Below are 18267 nucleotides of genomic sequence, written 5' to 3' on the forward strand. Positions count from 1 at the left end.
TCTCTACTCCTCATGTGGCGCAGGCTGATCTATCACCCGGAAGTTAACTACGCACTGCGACAAACGCTGGTGTTGTGTCTCCCCGTGGCCGTGGGCCTGCTCCTCGGACATCTTCAGCAGGGGTTGCTGTTTTCTCTCGTGCCCGCCTGCTGCAACATTGCCGGTCTGGACACGCCGCATAAACGCTTTTTCAAACGCCTGATTATTGGCGGCTGCCTGTTTGCCGGCTGTAGCCTTGCCGTGCAGCTTTTACTGGCCCGCGACATTCCGCTGCCGCTGATCCTGACCGTGCTGGCGATGACGCTCGGCGTCACCGCCGAAATCAGTTCGCTGCACGCCCGCCTGCTTCCCGCGTCGCTGATAGCCGCCATCTTCACCTTAAGCCTTGCGGGCAATATGCCGGTGTGGGAGCCATTGCTGATCTACGCCCTCGGCACGCTGTGGTACGGGCTGTTTAACTGGTTCTGGTTCTGGCTGTGGCGGGAACAGCCGCTGCGTGAATCCCTGAGCCTGCTCTACGTGCAGCTTGCTGAATACTGCGAAGCAAAATACACCCTGCTCACTCAGCATACCGACCCGGAAAAATCCCTGCCGCCGCTGCTGGAGCGGCAGCAAAAAGTGGTGGATCTGATCAGCCAGTGCTACCAGCAGCTGCACATGCTTGCCGCCAATAAAAATCATGAATACAAGCGGCTGCTGCGCACCTTCCAGGTCGGGCTGGATTTGCAGGAGCATATCTCCGTCAGCCTGCATAATCCGGAAGAAGTGCAAAAGCTGGTGGAGCGCAGCCATGCGGAAGCGGTGATCCGCTGGAACGCGCAGACCGTCGCGGCGCGCCTGCGGGTGTTGGCTGATGATATTCTCTATCACCGCTATCCGACGCGCTTTAACATGGATAAACAGCTCGGCGCGCTGGAAAAGATTGCGCGTCAGCACGCGGATAACCCGGTCGGGCAATTTGCCGCCTGGCATTTCAGCCGCATCGCCCGCGTGCTGCGCACCCAGCGCCCGCTTTATGCCCGCGACCTGATGGCCGATAAGCAAAAACGGCTCCCGCTGCTGCCCGCGCTGAAAAGCTATCTTTCACTGAAGTCTTCCGCCCTGCGCAACGCCGCGCGGATCAGCGTGATGCTGAGCATCGCCAGCCTGATGGGAATGGCCCTGCACCTGCCGAAACCCTACTGGATCTTAATGACCGTGCTGTTTGTTACCCAGAACGGCTATGGCGCCACGCGGGTCCGTATACTGCATCGTGCGGGCGGCACGATGGCGGGGCTGATTATCGCGGGCGTGACGCTGCACTTCCACGTGCCGGAGGGCTATACCCTGGCCGGTATGCTGGCGATCACCCTGGTGAGCTATCTGATTATCCGCAAAAACTACGGCTGGGCGATGGTGGGCTTTACGGTGACGGCGGTGTATACCCTGCAACTGCTCACGCTTAACGGGGAACAGTTTATTATTGCCCGTCTGGTCGATACGCTGATCGGCTGTCTGATCGCCTTTGGTGGTATGGTCTGGCTGTGGCCACAGTGGCAGAGCGGGCTGCTGAGGCAGAACGCCCACGACGCGCTGGAGGCCGATCAGCAGGCCATTCGCCTGATCCTGAGCGACGACCCGCAGCCCTCCCCGCTGGCCTACGAGCGCATGAAGGTCAACCAGGCGCACAACGCCCTGTTCAACTCCCTGAACCAGGCCATGCAGGAGCCGGGCTTTAACGCGCACTACCTGGCGGACATGAAGCTGTGGGTCACGCACAGCCAGTTTATCGTCGAGCACATCAACGCCATGACCACGCTGGCGCGCGAGCACACCATGCTGACGCCAGACCTGGCGCAGCGCTATTTGCAGTCGTGTGAAATTGCGTTGCAGAGCTGCCAGCAGCGTCTGGAGTATGACGCGCCGGGCGAGTCAGGAGAGTCAAATATTCTGGAAGCGCCGGAAACACTCACCCACGGCCCGATGAGCACCCTGGAGCAGCATTTGCAGCGCGTTCTCGGGCACCTGAACACCATGCACACCATTTCGTCGGTGGCATGGCGTCAGCGTCCGCATCACGGGATTTGGTTAACCCGCAGGTTAAAGCGGACGGCGTATTAGCCTTTTACAATCTTCGCGACCGCCGCGGAAAAGCGGGTTAACCCGTCTTCAATGTCGTTCTCTTCCACCACCAGCGACGGCGCAAAGCGCATCACGTCCGGCCCGGCGTTGAGCACCATGACGCCTTCATGGGCGGCGGCGTGCAGGAAATCGCGCGCGCGGCCTTTGTACTGCGGCTTCAGCTCGGCGCCGATCAGCAGCCCCATGCCGCGGATCTCGCTGAACACGTCGTACTGTTCATCAATCTTTTTCAGGTGTTTCACAAACAGGTCGCGTTTCGCATTCACGCCGTTCAGAACGTCCGGCGTGTTGATGATGTCGAACGCCGCGCCCGCCACGGCGCACGCCAGCGGATTACCGCCGTAGGTGGAGCCGTGTGAGCCGACGTGGAACGCGGAAGCGATATCCTGGGTGGTGAGCACCGCGCTGACCGGGAAGCCGCCGCCGAGCGCTTTCGCGCTGGTCAGAATATCCGGCGTGACGCCGTAGTGCATGTAAGCGAACAGATCCCCGGTACGCCCCATTCCACACTGCACTTCATCAAACACCAGCAACGCCTGATGCGCATCGCACAGCTCGCGCAGCCCTTGCAGAAATTCCGGGGTAGCCGCCGTGACGCCGCCTTCCCCCTGAATCGGCTCGACCACCACCGCGCAGGTGTGGTCGTCCATCACCGCCTTCACCGCGTGCAGATCGTTAAACGGCACGTGGATGATGTCCGCTGGTTTCGGGCCAAAGCCGTCGGAATACTTCGGCTGGCCGCCCACGGAAACGGTAAAGAACGAGCGACCGTGGAAAGCGTTATGGAAGGCAATGATTTTGGTTTTATACGGGCTGTGGCGCGTGGTTGCGTAATAGCGCGCCAGCTTAAAGGCGGTTTCGTTGGCTTCGGTGCCGGAGTTCATAAACAGCACGCGTTCGGCGAAGGTTGCATCGATGATCTTACGGCCCAGGCGCAGCGCCGGTTCGTTGGTGAAAACGTTGCTGGTGTGCCACAGGGTTTCGCCCTGGGTTTTCAGCGCGTCCACCAGCGCAGGATGGCAATGGCCCAGCGCCGTCACCGCAATACCGCCCGCGAAATCCACGTACTCTCTGCCCTGCTGATCCCACACGCGGCTGCCTTTCCCTTTTACCGGAATAAACTCAGCCGGTGCATAAATCGGCAGGATCACTTCATCGAATGTCGCGCGGGTAATTGCTGGTTGTTCAGTTGCCATGTCATGACCATCCATTTTTATGTCACAGTGATTGTGAAAATATAATCACAAAATATGCATAAAAAATCACAACAAGGCAACAGATATTCAGCGGTTGAGGAAATTCGCCAGCAGCGCGTGCCCCTGCTCGCTCAGGATGCTTTCCGGGTGGAACTGCACGCCTTCAAGATCCCAGTCCCGGTGACGAATGCCCATGATCTCCTGCGTCTCGCTCCAGGCGGTAACCTCAAAGCAGGCCGGGAGCGTCGGCGGATCGATCACCAGCGAATGGTAGCGCGTCACGGTTAGCGGATTGTTGAGTCCTGAGAATACGCCCGTACCGGTGTGCGTGACCGGCGAGGTTTTACCGTGCATGACTTTCGCGGCACGGACAATGGTCGCGCCAAAAACCTGCGCAATGGCCTGATGGCCCAGGCAGACCCCCAGAATCGGCAGCCTGCCCGCGTAGTGGCGGATCGCCTCCAGGGAGACACCGGACTCCGACGGGGTACACGGCCCCGGCGAAATCACGATTTTCCGGGGAGCCAGCGTGTCAATGTCTGCCAGCGCGATCTCGTCGTTACGGCGGACAACCACCTCTGCCCCCAGCTCACAAAAATACTGGTAAAGGTTCCAGGTAAAGGAATCGTAGTTATCAATCAGCAGAATCATGGCGGCCCCCGAAAAAATTGCCGCCCTATTCTACTCAGATCCCCGCGCTTCGCTCACTACTTTAGCAAAGATGGCGTTCAGGGCGGCCAGATCCCCCGTCGCCCCGCTCTGGTTGGCGGCGGCCCAGTCGTCCGGGTCGATACCCTGCCAGTTCAGTACGTAACCCGCATGGATCGCCAGCTGTTCAAAGAAGATCCGCTGGGCCACGCCATTGCCGCTCATAAACGGATGTAGCATGTTGATTTCACAGTAGTAGTGACTCATTTTATCTGTGAAATCCTCTTTCGGAAGGCCGACCAGATATTTATCGGTTTCCAGCGAAGCCATCAGCTCATTCCCCACCTTCTCGATGTACTCGAAATGGCAAAAAGGAATGTCGCCTTTGGAAATATCGGCGGTGCGCAGCTCACCAGCCCCTTTCATTTCGTTGCGGAATAAATGGCGGTGAATAAGGCACAGATGGGGTAAACCCGGTGCAGAAGGCCCCAGTTCCAGCGTCTCAATATCGGGGTCAGCTGGACCCTTGCCTTTTTCAAGAAGGCGACTGGCCTGAAGATTGACGCTACGCTGTTGCTCCCAGAGTCGGGATTTTTGCTTGTCGGTGAGTTTTTTCACTACGCCTCCCTGAATAGTCCGTTTGCCACAAGTATAAGCAGCAAAACGCGCTTTCGCTGGGAGGAGGGAAAGACACGGGCAGGATATGCCCGTGTGGAAGAACGATTACGGCAGCACTTTCGCGGAGAGGATCACCACTGGCTTAGACGGCACATTCTGGTATGGACCGACATCGTGGGTCTGAACCTGAGAGATCTTGTCCGCCACGTCCATGCCTTTCACCACTTTACCGAAGACCGCATAGCCAAAGTCGCGCTGGCCGTGATCCAGGAAAGCGTTGTCCGCCACGTTGAGGAAGAACTGGCTGGTGGCGCTGTCTTTATCCGCCGTACGCGCCATGGAAATAGTGCCGCGCTTGTTCAGCAGGCCGTTATCCGCTTCATTTTTGATTGGCGGGTTAGGCTTTTTCTGCTGCATCTGCTCGTTGAAACCGCCGCCCTGAATCATAAAGCCCGGGATCACGCGGTGGAACGTGGTGTTGTTATAAAAACCACTGTTCACGTAGTCGAGGAAGTTTTTCACGGAAACGGGGGCTTTCTGGCTATCCAGCTCCAGCTCAATATTCCCCGCAGAGGTAGTCAGCAGGACGTGAGGGTCTCCTTTGGCTGCCAGCGCAGCAGGGGAAACGGCAGAAAGAGCAAACACAGCTGCGACAGCCGCCAGTGTTGATTTGAGCATGAGAATTCCTTAACAAAGCGCAGTATAAAAAGCGAATGGCTTGATTCTAAAGAGCAGTATGAACCCAGACCAGTCTTTTACCTAATTTTACGAAATTGAAACAATTATTACCGCGCAAACGATTGTTCAGCACGCGATAGAATGTGATCTTTATCACGTTAAAGCCTGCAATTGTGCTCAAAATTTTCTTAAAAGATTTAATTAGATCACTTTCGCGACTAAAATCTGCCCGCTCAAACGCAGTCCATGCGTTTTTCTTTACTTTTAACAGGCCAGACATGACTAACAGCAATCGCATCAAGCTCACATGGATCAGCTTCTTCTCTTACGCCCTGACCGGCGCGTTGGTGATCGTCACCGGGATGGTGATGGGTAATATCGCAGAGTATTTCCAGCTGCCCGTTTCCAGCATGAGTAACACCTTCACCTTCCTGAACGCGGGGATCCTGATCTCTATTTTCCTGAATGCCTGGCTGATGGAAATCGTGCCGCTGAAAACCCAGCTGCGCTTCGGCTTCGTGCTGATGGTTGCCGCCGTGGCGGGCCTGATGTTGAGCCACAGCATCGCCCTGTTCTCCGCCGCCATGTTCGTGCTGGGCCTGGTGAGCGGGATCACCATGTCGATCGGTACGTTCCTGATCACCCATATGTATGAAGGCCGCCAGCGCGGCGCGCGTCTGCTGTTTACCGACTCCTTCTTCAGCATGGCCGGGATGATTTTCCCGATGGTCGCCGCGTATCTTCTCGCGCGCAGCATTGAATGGTACTGGGTATACGCCTGTATCGGTCTGGTCTATGTCGCGATCTTCATTCTGACCTTCGGCTGTGACTTCCCGGTACTCGGCAAAAAAGCGCAGACCACCTCAGAGCCGGTGGCGAAGGAAAAATGGGGTATCGGCGTGCTGTTCCTCTCCATTGCCGCCCTGTGCTACATCCTCGGTCAGCTGGGCTTTATCTCGTGGGTACCGGAATACGCAAAAGGTCTGGGCATGAGCCTGAACGACGCGGGCAAGCTGGTGAGCGATTTCTGGATGTCTTACATGTTCGGCATGTGGGCCTTTAGCTTCATCCTGCGCTTCTTCGACCTGCAACGTATTCTGACCGTTCTGGCGGGTCTGGCGACCGTGCTGATGTATCTGTTTATCAACGGTTCCCCGGAGCATATGCCGTGGTTCATTCTGACCCTGGGCTTCTTCTCCAGCGCGATTTATACCTCGATCATCACCCTTGGCTCACTCCAGACCAAAGTGGCCTCGCCAAAGCTGGTGAACTTCGTGCTGACCTGCGGCACCATCGGCACCATGCTGACCTTCGTGGTCACTGGCCCGATCGTAGCGCACAGCGGCCCGCTGGCGGCGCTGCATACCGCTAATGGTCTGTACGCCGTGGTGTTTATCATGTGCTTCGTGCTGGGCTTTGTGACCCGTCACCGCCAGCACAATACGGCAACGGCTACCCACTAATCGCCATCACCCCTTTGCGTTCTGCAAAGGGGTTTCACCCTGCTCACCCGCTCTGACTGCCGATTCGTAAAAAACCCCACTAAATTTGCGTAAAAAACAAGCAAGCACAAAAAACGAACAATATCCGCCACTTATAAAAATCCTGACAAATCATAGATATACCCACTAAGGGGTAGGTGCAGGCGTATTTGATTTGCATCAATAAGTGCCTCTGCTGAATCGTTAAGGTAGGCAGTAATAGAAAAGAAATCGAGGCAAAAATGAGCAAAGTCAGACTCGCTATCATCGGTAACGGCATGGTCGGCCACCGCTTTATTGAGGATCTTCTCGATAAAGCCGATGCTGACCAGTTCGATATTACCGTGTTCTGTGAAGAACCCCGCAAGGCGTACGACCGTGTGCACCTGTCTTCCTACTTCTCCCACCATACCGCCGAAGAGCTCTCTCTGGTGCGCGACGGGTTCTACGAGAAGCATGGCGTAAAAGTGCTGGTGGGCGAACGCGCTATCACCATCAACCGTCAGGAGAAAGTGATCCACTCCAGCGCCGGGCGTACGGTTTTTTACGATAAGCTGATCATGGCGACTGGCTCGTATCCGTGGATCCCGCCGATTAAAGGGTCGGAAACCCAGGATTGCTTCGTTTACCGTACCATTGAAGACCTCAACGCCATTGAATCCTGCGCGCGTCGAAGCAAACGCGGTGCGGTTGTCGGCGGTGGTCTGCTGGGCCTGGAAGCGGCAGGCGCGCTGAAAAACCTCGGCGTTGAAACCCACGTCATCGAATTTGCCCCGATGCTGATGGCGGAACAGCTGGACCACATGGGTGGCGATCAGCTACGCCGTAAAATCGAAAGCATGGGCGTGAAGGTTCACACCAGCAAAAACACCAAAGAGATCGTGCAGGAAGGTACCGAAGCGCGTAAAACCATGCGCTTTGCCGACGGCAGCGAGCTGGAAGTGGACTTCATCGTCTTCTCCACCGGTATTCGTCCACGCGACAAGCTCGCCACGCAGTGCGGCCTGGCCGTCGCCCAGCGCGGCGGGATCATGATCAACGATACCTGCCAGACCTCCGATCCGGATATCTACGCCATCGGCGAATGTGCCAGCTGGAATAACCGCGTGTACGGTCTGGTGGCGCCAGGGTACAAAATGGCGCAGGTTGCCGTTGACCATATCCTCGGCAACGAAAACGCCTTTACCGGCGCAGACATGAGCGCCAAGCTGAAGCTGCTGGGCGTGGACGTAGGCGGCATTGGCGATGCGCATGGCCGCACTCCGAACTCCCGCAGCTACGTCTATCTGGACGAAAGCAAAGAGGTCTACAAACGCCTTATCGTCAGCCAGGACAACAAAACCCTGCTCGGTGCGGTGCTGGTGGGCGACACCAGCGACTTCGGTAACCTGCTCCAGCTGGTGCTGAACGCCATTGAGCTGCCGGAAAACCCGGACGCGCTGATCCTGCCGGCACATGCCTCCAGCGGTAAACCGTCGATCGGCGTAGATAAACTGCCGGACAGCGCGCAGATTTGCTCCTGCTTCGACGTCACTAAAGGCATGCTGATCTCCGCCATCAACAAAGGCTGCCACACCGTTGCGGCGCTGAAGGCCGAAACCAAAGCCGGTACCGGCTGCGGCGGCTGTATTCCGCTGGTCACGCAGGTGCTGAACGCTGAACTGGCGAAACAGGGCATCGAAGTGAACAACAACCTGTGCGAGCACTTCGCTTACTCTCGCCAGGAGCTGTATCACCTGATCCGTGTGGAAGGCATCAAATCCTTCGACGAGCTGCTGGAGAAACATGGCCAGGGCTACGGCTGTGAAGTGTGTAAGCCGACCGTCGGTTCCCTGCTGGCGTCCTGCTGGAACGAGTATGTGCTCAAACCAGAGCACACCCCGCTTCAGGACACTAACGACAACTTCCTGGCCAATATTCAGAAAGACGGGACTTACTCGGTGATCCCGCGTTCTGCCGGAGGGGAAATTACTCCGGAAGGGCTGGTCGCCGTGGGCCGTATCGCCCGTGAGTTTAACCTGTACACCAAAATCACCGGTTCTCAGCGTATCGGCCTGTTTGGTGCGCAAAAAGATGATCTGCCGGAAATCTGGCGTCAGCTGATTGAAGCGGGCTTCGAAACCGGTCACGCGTATGCCAAAGCGCTGCGCATGGCGAAAACCTGCGTGGGCAGCACCTGGTGCCGCTACGGCGTAGGCGACAGCGTGGGCTTCGGCGTCGAGCTGGAAAACCGCTACAAAGGCATCCGTACTCCACACAAAATGAAGTTCGGCGTCTCAGGCTGTACCCGTGAATGTGCGGAAGCGCAGGGTAAAGACGTGGGTATCATCGCCACCGAGAAAGGCTGGAACCTGTACGTGTGCGGCAACGGCGGGATGAAACCTCGCCACGCGGATCTGCTGGCGGCGGATCTCGATCGCGATACGCTGATCAAGTATCTCGACCGCTTCATGATGTTCTACATTCGCACCGCCGATAAGCTGACCCGTACCGCGTCCTGGCTGGATAATCTCGAAGGCGGTATCGACTACCTGAAGTCGGTCATCATTGACGACAAGCTGGGTCTGAACGAACAGCTGGAGTCCGAGATGGCTCGCCTGCGCGAGGCGGTGATCTGCGAGTGGACCGAAACCGTGAACACGCCTGCGGCGCAGACTCGCTTCAAACACTTTATCAACAGCACCCAGCGCGACCCGAACGTGCAGGTGGTACCGGAGCGCGAACAGCATCGTCCTGCAACCCCGTATGAACGCATTCCTGTGATGCTGGTGGAGGAAAACGCATGAGCCAGTGGGTAAACATCTGCAACATTAACGACATTCTGCCAGCAACCGGCGTCTGTGCTTTGCTGGGTAACGAGCAGGTGGCGATTTTCCGCCCTCGCCACGATGAACAGGTCTTTGCCATCAGCAATATCGACCCGTTCTTTGAGGCCAGCGTGCTCTCCCGCGGACTGATTGCCGAGCACCAGGGCGACCTGTGGGTCGCCAGCCCGCTGAAAAAGCAGCGCTTCCGCTTAACCGACGGGCGCTGCATGGAAGACGAAAGCTTCTCTGTGAAGCACTACGACGTCCGCGTGAAGGACGGCGAGGTGCAGCTGAAAGCGTAACCCTCCGCCTTTCCAATAGGAAAGGCTTATGACCTCTTGTGGGTAGCAGCAGGAAAAACCGTATGTTCTGTACGATCCCTGCTGTTATCCTGACGTCAATTCTTCCCCCGCCATGAATGCTGTGAGGTAACGTCGTGGATCACCTGCCGATTTTTTGTCAATTACGCAACCGCGACTGCCTGCTCGTGGGCGGCGGCGATGTGGCTGAACGCAAAGCCCGCCTGCTTCTGGAGGCTGGCGCCCGCCTGACCGTTAACGCCCTCACCTTTGCCCCACAGTTTGACGTCTGGGCGCAGGAAGGGATGCTCACGCTGGTGCAGGGCGAATTTGATGAATCCCTGCTGGAAACCTGCTGGCTGACCATCGCCGCAACGGATAACGATGACGTTAACCAGCGCGTCAGCGACGCCTGCGAAGCGCGCCGCATCTTCTGTAACGTGGTGGATGCGCCGAAAGAGGCGAGCTTTATCATGCCGTCGATTATCGACCGTTCACCGCTGATGATTGCGGTGTCGTCCGGCGGCCGCTCGCCCGTGCTTGCGCGCCTGCTGCGGGAAAAACTGGAGGCCGTGCTGCCGCAGCATCTCGGCCAGATTGCCCACTACGCCGGGCAGCTTCGTTCCCGCGTGAAGCAAACCTTCTCAACCGTGGGCGAGCGTCGTCGCTTCTGGGAGAAATTCTTTGTCAACGACAGGCTGGCGCAGTCGCTGGCCAATCAGGACGCAAAGGCGGTTGAAGAGACCACCGAGCAGCTTCTCTCTGAACCGCTGGATCACCGCGGTGAAGTGGTGCTGGTGGGCGCAGGTCCCGGCGACGCAGGCCTGCTGACGCTGAAAGGCCTACAGCAGATCCAGCAGGCCGATATCGTGGTGTATGACCGTCTGGTCTCTGATGACATCATGAACCTGGTACGCCGGGATGCTGACCGCGTGTTCGTCGGTAAACGGGCGGGCTATCACTGCGTGCCGCAGGAGGAGATCAACCAGATCCTGCTGCGGGAAGCGCAAAAAGGTAAGCGCGTGGTACGCCTGAAGGGTGGCGATCCGTTTATCTTTGGTCGCGGCGGCGAAGAGCTGGAAACCCTGTGCAACGCGGGTATTCCGTTCTCCGTAGTGCCGGGCATTACGGCGGCATCCGGCTGTTCTGCCTATTCCGGTATCCCGTTGACCCATCGCGATTATGCCCAGAGCGTGCGCCTGGTAACGGGGCACCTGAAAACCGGCAGCGAGCTGGACTGGCATAATCTGGCCGCTGAAAAGCAGACGCTGGTCTTCTATATGGGGCTAAATCAGGCCGCCACTATTCAGGCGAAACTGCTGGAGCACGGCATGGAAGCAGATATGCCGGTCGCGCTGGTAGAAAACGGTACCGCCATTACGCAGCGCGTGGTTGATGGCGTGCTGACGCAGTTGGGCGAGCTGGCGCAGCAGGTTCAAAGCCCGGCGCTGATCGTTGTTGGACGCGTGGTTGAGCTGCGCGAAAAGCTGAACTGGTTCTCAAACCACTAACCATAGTCTCTCTTCCTGGAGTAGTCCTTATGCGGACTACTCCCTTCATACCTCAGTCGATAACATACCGCCCGCATAATGGAACTTTTCCATTTATTCCCTCGTGTTACATCCAATTTTAGATTTTTAGACAAGGAATGCGTATGTTCAAACTGGCAAAAGCTGCCGTTCTGGTCGGCCTGTTATCAACTCTGACGGCCTGCACCGGTCACGTTCAAAATACTAAAAATAATTGCAGCTATGATTACCTGCTGCACCCGGCGATCTCCATTTCGAAGATCATTGGCGGTTGCGGCCCGGCGGCACAGCAGTAAGCGTTTTTCAGGCATAAAAAAACCGGGAATTTCCCGGTTTTTTTATTGAGTCCGTATTTGTCGGGTAGCGGCTTAAGGTTTCGCCACAAACCCAATCGCCTCGTACACCGCTTTCAGGGTTTCCGACGCGCGCGCGCTGGCTTTTTCTGCGCCCTCTTTCATCACTTTTTGCAGGAAAGCTTCGTCGTTACGGTAACGATGATAACGCTCCTGCAACTCGGTCAGCATACCGGAAACGGCATCAGCCACTTCGCCTTTCAGGTGGCCGTACATCTTGCCTTCGAAGTGTTTTTCCAGCTCAGGGATGCTCTGTCCGGTTACGCCGGAGAGGATGTCCAGCAGGTTGGACACGCCCGCTTTATTCTGCACGTCGTAGCGCACTACCGGCGGCTCATCGGAGTCGGTTACCGCACGCTTGAGCTTTTTCACCACCGATTTCGGATCTTCCAGCAGGCCGATAACGTTGTTGCGGTTATCGTCAGACTTGGACATCTTTTTGGTCGGCTCCAGCAGCGACATCACGCGCGCGCCGGATTTTGGAATAAACGGCTCCGGCACCTTGAACACGTCGCCGTACAGCGCGTTGAAGCGCTGGGCGATATCGCGGCTCAGCTCCAGATGCTGCTTCTGGTCTTCACCCACCGGCACCTGGTTGGTCTGATACAGCAGAATATCGGCCGCCATCAGCACCGGATAGTCAAACAGACCGGCGTTGATGTTTTCAGAGTAACGGGCAGATTTATCCTTGAACTGGGTCATGCGGCTCAGCTCACCGAAGTAGGTGTAGCAGTTCAGCGCCCAGCCCAGCTGCGCGTGCTCCGGCACGTGAGACTGAACGAAAATGGTGCTCTTCTCGGGATCGATACCGCAGGCCAGATACAGCGCCAGCGTATCCAGCGTCGCTTTACGCAGCTTCTCGGGATCCTGACGCGCGGTGATAGCATGCAAATCCACGATGCAATAAATGCAGTGGTAGTCATCCTGCATGCTCACCCACTGACGTAACGCACCCATGTAGTTACCAATGGTCAGTTCACCTGAAGGCTGTGCGCCACTAAAAACGATGGGCTTAGTCATTATTCAATTCCTGATGTTCACTGTGCGAGAGCCCGAGTGCGGGCAACAAATCTTTGAAGTGGTCGAACACAACGTCCGGCTCACTCAGCGTAATGGCCTCACCGTAGTTGTAGCCGTAGGTCAACCCAACAGACGGGCAACCTGCCGCTCTGGCAGCCAGAATATCATTGCGGGAATCTCCGACAAAGAGCAGCTCCGCCGGCGCTAAGGATAATTTTCCTGCCACCAGCAGTAGCGGTTCCGGATGCGGCTTTTTATTCTGCACGTCATCGCCGCCCACAATCACGGAGAAGTATTTCGCGATATCCAGCGCTTCCAGCAGAGGCGCAACGAACGGTGTTGGCTTGTTGGTCACCAGCCCCAGCGGGATGCCTTTCGCGTGCAGCGCGCTCAGGGTTTCCTGGACATCCGGGAACAGGAAACTGCCCTCTTCGACGGTCTCTTCATAGAAACGGTCGAACAGTTTACGCAGAATACGCTGCTGTTCGTCCTGGGGGATATCCGCGAGATCAACGCTCGGTTTTCCCTGTGCGGAACGCTGAGAGGCGCGCTCCTGACGCGCCCAGGTCAGCGCTCGCTCCATCAGCACGTCCGCACCGTTACCAATCCACGTCACGACGCGCTCTTCGCCCGCAACGGGGAGTTCAAGCGCATACAGCGCCCGATCGACGGCGCTGGTTAATCCTGGCGCGCTGTCGACCAGCGTGCCGTCGAGGTCAAATGCTACACCCCGAATAGCCTGCAATTTATCCATGACTTACCTTCGCCAGTTCACGGCGCATTTCATCAATGACTTTTTTGTAATCCGGCTGATCGAAGATGGCGGAGCCCGCGACGAACATATCCGCACCCGCAGCCGCAATCTCACCGATATTATTCACCTTCACGCCGCCGTCCACTTCCAGGCGAATATCATAACCAGACTCATCGATACGGCGGCGCACTTCACGCAGTTTGTCGAGGGTCTGTGGGATAAACGACTGGCCGCCAAAGCCCGGGTTAACGGACATCAGCAGGATCACGTCCAGCTTGTCCATCACGTAGTCGAGATAGCTCAGCGGGGTCGCCGGGTTAAAGACCAGCCCCGCCTTACAGCCGTTCTCTTTGATCAGTTGCAGCGTGCGGTCAACGTGCTCGGAGGCTTCCGGGTGGAAAGTGATGATGCTGGCACCCGCTGCGGCAAAATCAGGCACGATGCGGTCAACCGGCTTCACCATCAGATGCACGTCAATGGGCGCGGTGATCCCGTAATTACGCAGCGCTTTAAGCACCATCGGACCGATGGTCAGGTTGGGAACGTAGTGGTTATCCATCACGTCGAAATGGACGACGTCCGCGCCAGCCGCGAGAGCTTTGGCAGTGTCTTCACCCAGGCGGGCAAAATCGGCCGACAGAATTGAGGGAGCAATCAAAAACTGTTTCATCCGCATCTCCTTGAAATGTGTTTACCGGCGGGCAAAGGCTCAGGGTCGATAAAGCGCCAGAAGTTCGTCCACCTTTTTACGTGTGCCGCCGTTGCTGCTAATGCTACGCCGCACTTTTACCTGAAAATGCTTCGCGGCTTTGTACCATTCGCGCGTATCAGGCGTGTCGTGATTCGAAATTAACACCGGAATTCTTTTGCTGACCAGCTTTTCCGCCAACTCCGCCAGACGCGCCTGCTCGGCAGGGCTAAAGCTGTTGGTATGGTAGGCGGTGAAGTTTGCCGTGGCAGACAGCGGCGCGTAAGGCGGGTCGCAGTAAACCACCGAGTTTACGCCCGCCAGCTCCATGCACTCTTCATAGGAGAGACAATAGAATTCGGCATTCTGCGCTTTTTCAGCAAAGTGATACAGTTCGTCCTGCGGGAAGTAGGGGCGCTTATAGCGGCCAAACGGCACGTTAAACTCGCCACGCAGATTATACCGGCACAGGCCGTTGTAACCATGGCGGTTGAGATAAAGAAACAACAGCGCGCGACGGAACGGATCCTGGCTCTGATTAAACTCAGCGCGGAACTGATAGTAGACGTCCGGGTTGTTGTTCTCTGGCGTAAAGAGCTTCCGCGCCTCTTCCACATACTCATCGGTACGCAGTTTGACGATGTTATAGAGGCTGATAAGGTCGCTGTTGATATCCGCCAGGATATAACGAGAAAAATCGGTATTCAGGAACACCGATCCAGCACCCACGAAGGGCTCGATAAGACACTCGCCTTTCGGCAGGTGCTTTTTAATATCATCGAGCAGGGGGTATTTCCCCCCTGCCCATTTCAGAAAAGCGCGATTTTTTTTCATGCTGACTAACTGATTACACCTTCTCCGGCTGTGGAGAAAGCTCCGACAGCATCCTGCGCTTTAAACATTACTTCAGATCGGCCTGCACCTGATGAATCGGCTTCGCCCACGGATTTTTCGCCTGCACATCGGCTGGCAGCGTGGAGACGGCACGTTTTGCTTCATCTTTAGAAGCATAAACACCGCTTACCAGCACGTACCACGGCTGTCCGTTACGGGTCGTCTGATAAACCACGTAGTTTTTCAGATTCGTTTTCTTCGCCCAGGCGTTAAGGTTGTCGTAGTTAGACGAACTGCTCAGCTGCAACGTGTAGTTGCTGGATGACGCGGCTTTAAGAGAACCCACGTTACCCGTCGTTTTCCCTGCCGCGGTGTTGGATGCGCTAGCGGCTGGCGTTGCAGCGGGTGCCGCAGTTGCCGCAGGCGCGGTTGTGGTCGCCGTTGCTTTCGGTGCAGCGGTTGCCGCAGGCGTTGGCGCTTTAACCGGCTGGCTCACCGCAGGTTTTGTCTGCGCTGGCGCTTTCGTTTCTGGCGCTTTTGCCACAGCCTGTGGTTTCGTCTCACGCTTCGGCTCAATCACGGCCTGCTTACGTTCCTGACGCGGCGCAGTCTGCGTCTGGCGCGGTTTGGTTTCCGTTGCCGCAGTTTGCTGCTGGGCATTGCTGCCATGCACTGGCGCAACGGTGGCCGGTTCAGTTGGCAGCGTGGAGTTCACCACGGCGTTGTTAACCTGCTCCTGATTCTGCGGCTGCATCAGCGCGTTGTTCAGATCGCCCTGAACCTCAACACGCTGCTGGCCTTCAGGCGTAGCGGGTGCCTGGCCCTGAGTCGGGGTAGCAGAGACAGGCGGCAGAGAGATATCCTGACCGGCGCTGGTGTTGCCTGCGGTCTGCTCTGCGGAGGTGGTGCCCGGCGCAGGCTGAGCGCCATTCGCCTGGTTGCTCGCATCGTTACCTGACAGGTCGATGCTCTTCTCGGCAGACGCGGTCTGCTCGGTAGAATGGGTAGAAGGGGCTTTTAGCGCGGAACCAATGCCGACAATCAGCAGTACCAGCACCAGAACGCCAAGGCCCATCATGATGTACTGACGGGAGGCCGGTTTTGCCGCTACCGCTTTTTTACGCTTGCGCGGACGACGTTCAACAGGCTGTTCATCCATTAACTCTTCTTCGGATTCAAACGCCTCGTCTTCACGCTCAGTACGCGCGTTGCGGCTACGCGAAGGGCGACGATCGTCTGCATCCAGATCGACATCGTCAAAGTTGATCTGCGGCTCGTTATCACGTTCTGAAGATTGACGAGAACGACCAGTACGACGATCGCTGGGATCGGGTTTCAGCTCGTCTTCTGGTTTGAATTCATCCATTTAACACCCCACTCAAAGGCTTCTGCCAACGACTCTGCATTTACCTGAAGCTAAAACGACCACCTGTTACAGCGGTCTGACCTTTCTAGTTGTTACGCCTGCTGACAATCAGCAATAGCGCCAAGTACGACTTCGTGCGGCACTCCGCCGCGCACTTCACTTTTCCCTATTGCAAGCGGGAGCACCAGACGCATCTCACCTGCCAATACTTTTTTATCGCGCATCATGTGGGGAAGGTACGCCTGCGCAGACATTTCCTGCGGACCACTCACCGGCAAGCCAGCGCGCTTAAGCAACGCGATGATACGCGCTGTCTCTTCCGGCCTGAACTGCCCCAGACGTTCAGAGGCACGGGCCGCCATAACCATCCCGGCAGCGACAGCTTCACCGTGAAGCCAGTTACCGTAGCCCATTTCGGCTTCGATCGCGTGACCAAACGTATGCCCCAGATTCAGTAAAGCACGTAAGCCGGTTTCACGCTCATCTGCGGCAACGACTTCTGCTTTCAGCTCACAGCAACGGCGAATACAGTAGGCCATGACCTGCCCATCGAGGCGCAGCAGCGCATCCATATTCTCTTCCAGCCAGTTGAAGAACTCACCGTCAAGAATAATGCCGTATTTGATCACTTCTGCAAGGCCAGACGCCAGTTCGCGTGCTGGCAACGTTTTCAGACAGTCGAGATCCACCACCACCGATGCAGGCTGGTAGAACGCGCCAATCATGTTTTTGCCGAGCGGATGGTTAACCGCCGTTTTACCGCCTACAGAAGAATCGACCTGTGACAGCAACGTGGTTGGAATTTGAATAAAGCGCACACCGCGCTGATAGCTGGCGGCTGCAAAACCGGTCAGATCGCCCACAACGCCGCCGCCAAGGGCAAGCAGTGTTGTATCACGACCGTGCGGTTTTTGCAGAAGTGCGGTAAAGACGGTATCCAGTACCGTCAGGCTTTTGTACTGCTCGCCATCGGGCAGAATCACACTGTCGACCTTCACGCCCGCCTGCTCAAGCAGGTGGCGTACACGGTCGAGATAAAGCGGAGCCAGCGTCTCGTTGGTGACCAGCATCGCCTGATCACCCGCTTTCAGTGGTAAGAAGGAAGCTGGATCGTTAAACAAACCAGCCGCGATGGTGATAGGGTAACTACGTTCCCCGAGAGTAACTGTAATCCTCTCCATGACGCGACATCCACCTTAAATGCTTTTACCCGCAGGCGAGTGTATATAAAGCCAGAATCAGTTGCTTTCCAGCATATGAATAATCTGGTTTGCAACCACTTTAGCGCTTTGATCGTCAGTACGAATGGTCACATCAGCAATCTCTTCGTACAGAGGATTGCGTTCATCGGCCAAAGCTTCCAGAACTTCACGTGGCGGTGTTTCAACCTGCAACAACGGGCGCTTTTTATCACGCTGCGTGCGTGCCAGCTGTTTTTCGATGGTCGTCTCAAGATAGACCACTACGCCACGGGCGGAGAGACGGTTGCGGGTTTCGCGAGATTTTACAGAGCCGCCGCCTGTTGCCAGCACAATGCCCTGTTTTTCCGTGAGTTCGTTGATCACTTTTTCTTCTCGGTCACGGAAACCTTCTTCGCCTTCTACGTCGAAGACCCAGCCCACATCCGCTCCGGTTCGTTTCTCAATCTCTTGATCAGAATCGTAAAATTCCATATTGAGTTGTTGAGCTAACTGACGCCCAATAGTGCTTTTGCCGGCACCCATAGGCCCAACCAGAAAGATATTGCGTTTCTCTGCCATTTTTTCGGTACTACTAAGACTATTCGTTAATGGTAATCCCCGCTGCGCAGACACCTGGCGTAGCAGGACATGAACTGAAACCTCATTTGCAATAGAGCGAGAGTCAGACGAAAAA

At 56.5% G+C, this 18267-nt stretch carries 17 protein-coding genes; 6 read left to right on the top strand and 11 right to left on the bottom strand.

What is annotated here, in order from left to right; all coding sequences use genetic code 11:
- Positions 1 to 12: 12 nt before the first annotated feature.
- Positions 13 to 2100, top strand: a complete 2088-nt coding sequence (locus E0L16_RS12160) for a YccS/YhfK family putative transporter (RefSeq protein WP_131637068.1) — start codon at positions 13 to 15, stop codon at positions 2098 to 2100.
- Here E0L16_RS12160 and argD read toward each other — a convergent pair.
- From argD to ppiA, 4 genes are all read right to left on the bottom strand, one after another.
- The gene (gene argD / locus E0L16_RS12165; RefSeq protein ID WP_207388505.1) at positions 2097 to 3317 is read right to left on the bottom strand and encodes a bifunctional acetylornithine/succinyldiaminopimelate transaminase; all 1221 of its coding nucleotides are present in this window, start codon (positions 3315 to 3317) and stop codon (positions 2097 to 2099) included. The genes E0L16_RS12160 and argD overlap by 4 nt on opposite strands.
- 87 nt (positions 3318 to 3404) lie before the next feature.
- Complete coding sequence (gene pabA / locus E0L16_RS12170) at positions 3405 to 3968, bottom strand: aminodeoxychorismate synthase component 2 (protein ID WP_131637010.1); 564 nt, start codon at positions 3966 to 3968, stop codon at positions 3405 to 3407.
- A gap of 30 nt (positions 3969 to 3998) precedes the next feature.
- Entirely contained in the window at positions 3999 to 4583 is a 585-nt protein-coding gene (locus E0L16_RS12175) for a putative adenosine monophosphate-protein transferase Fic (RefSeq protein ID WP_063865755.1), read from the bottom strand.
- Between the two features lie 105 nt (positions 4584 to 4688).
- Complete coding sequence (ppiA, locus tag E0L16_RS12180; RefSeq protein WP_022649614.1) at positions 4689 to 5261, bottom strand: peptidylprolyl isomerase A; 573 nt, start codon at positions 5259 to 5261, stop codon at positions 4689 to 4691.
- A gap of 278 nt (positions 5262 to 5539) precedes the next feature.
- On the opposite strand from ppiA, the gene tsgA reads away from it, so the two are divergent.
- From tsgA to E0L16_RS12215, 5 genes are all read left to right on the top strand, one after another.
- Positions 5540 to 6724: an MFS transporter TsgA gene (gene tsgA / locus E0L16_RS12190; protein WP_063449495.1), complete on the top strand. Its 1185-nt coding sequence runs from the start codon at positions 5540 to 5542 to the stop codon at positions 6722 to 6724.
- Positions 6725 to 6984: 260 nt separating this feature from the next.
- The gene (nirB, locus tag E0L16_RS12200) at positions 6985 to 9528 is read left to right on the top strand and encodes a nitrite reductase large subunit NirB (RefSeq protein WP_107534052.1); all 2544 of its coding nucleotides are present in this window, start codon (positions 6985 to 6987) and stop codon (positions 9526 to 9528) included.
- Positions 9525 to 9851 carry a nitrite reductase small subunit NirD gene (gene nirD, locus E0L16_RS12205; protein ID WP_063449497.1) on the top strand — a complete coding sequence of 109 codons (327 nt, stop codon included), beginning with the start codon at positions 9525 to 9527 and terminating at the stop codon, positions 9849 to 9851. Before nirB ends, nirD begins: the two co-directional genes overlap by 4 nt.
- Before the next feature lie 134 nt (positions 9852 to 9985).
- A complete protein-coding gene (cysG, locus tag E0L16_RS12210) occupies positions 9986 to 11359 on the top strand; it encodes a siroheme synthase CysG (protein ID WP_063865750.1) in 1374 nt (457 codons plus the stop codon).
- A gap of 143 nt (positions 11360 to 11502) precedes the next feature.
- Positions 11503 to 11673: a YhfL family protein gene (locus tag E0L16_RS12215; protein WP_008503029.1), complete on the top strand. Its 171-nt coding sequence runs from the start codon at positions 11503 to 11505 to the stop codon at positions 11671 to 11673.
- Between the two features lie 72 nt (positions 11674 to 11745).
- On the opposite strand, the gene trpS is transcribed toward E0L16_RS12215, so the two are convergent.
- From trpS to aroK, 7 genes are all read right to left on the bottom strand, one after another.
- Positions 11746 to 12750, bottom strand: coding sequence for a tryptophan--tRNA ligase (trpS, locus tag E0L16_RS12220; protein ID WP_023298773.1), 1005 nt, complete (start codon positions 12748 to 12750; stop codon positions 11746 to 11748).
- Positions 12743 to 13504: a phosphoglycolate phosphatase gene (gene gph / locus E0L16_RS12225; RefSeq protein ID WP_107534058.1), complete on the bottom strand. Its 762-nt coding sequence runs from the start codon at positions 13502 to 13504 to the stop codon at positions 12743 to 12745. The genes trpS and gph overlap by 8 nt, the downstream gene beginning before the upstream one ends.
- Complete coding sequence (gene rpe / locus E0L16_RS12230) at positions 13497 to 14174, bottom strand: ribulose-phosphate 3-epimerase (RefSeq protein WP_003861634.1); 678 nt, start codon at positions 14172 to 14174, stop codon at positions 13497 to 13499. Before rpe ends, gph begins: the two co-directional genes overlap by 8 nt.
- A 39-nt stretch (positions 14175 to 14213) precedes the next feature.
- Entirely contained in the window at positions 14214 to 15026 is an 813-nt protein-coding gene (gene dam / locus E0L16_RS12235; protein ID WP_063449500.1) for an adenine-specific DNA-methyltransferase, read from the bottom strand.
- 67 nt (positions 15027 to 15093) lie between these two features.
- On the bottom strand, positions 15094 to 16392 hold the full coding sequence (damX, locus tag E0L16_RS12240) for a cell division protein DamX (RefSeq protein WP_131637012.1): 1299 nt from the start codon (positions 16390 to 16392) through the stop codon (positions 15094 to 15096).
- Positions 16393 to 16484: 92 nt separating this feature from the next.
- Positions 16485 to 17573: a 3-dehydroquinate synthase gene (aroB, locus tag E0L16_RS12245; protein ID WP_131637013.1), complete on the bottom strand. Its 1089-nt coding sequence runs from the start codon at positions 17571 to 17573 to the stop codon at positions 16485 to 16487.
- 57 nt (positions 17574 to 17630) lie between these two features.
- Complete coding sequence (gene aroK / locus E0L16_RS12250; protein WP_003861630.1) at positions 17631 to 18152, bottom strand: shikimate kinase AroK; 522 nt, start codon at positions 18150 to 18152, stop codon at positions 17631 to 17633.
- Positions 18153 to 18267: the final 115 nt, after the last annotated feature.

The organism is Enterobacter quasihormaechei (genome assembly GCF_004331385.1).
Classification (GTDB): domain Bacteria; phylum Pseudomonadota; class Gammaproteobacteria; order Enterobacterales; family Enterobacteriaceae; genus Enterobacter; species Enterobacter quasihormaechei.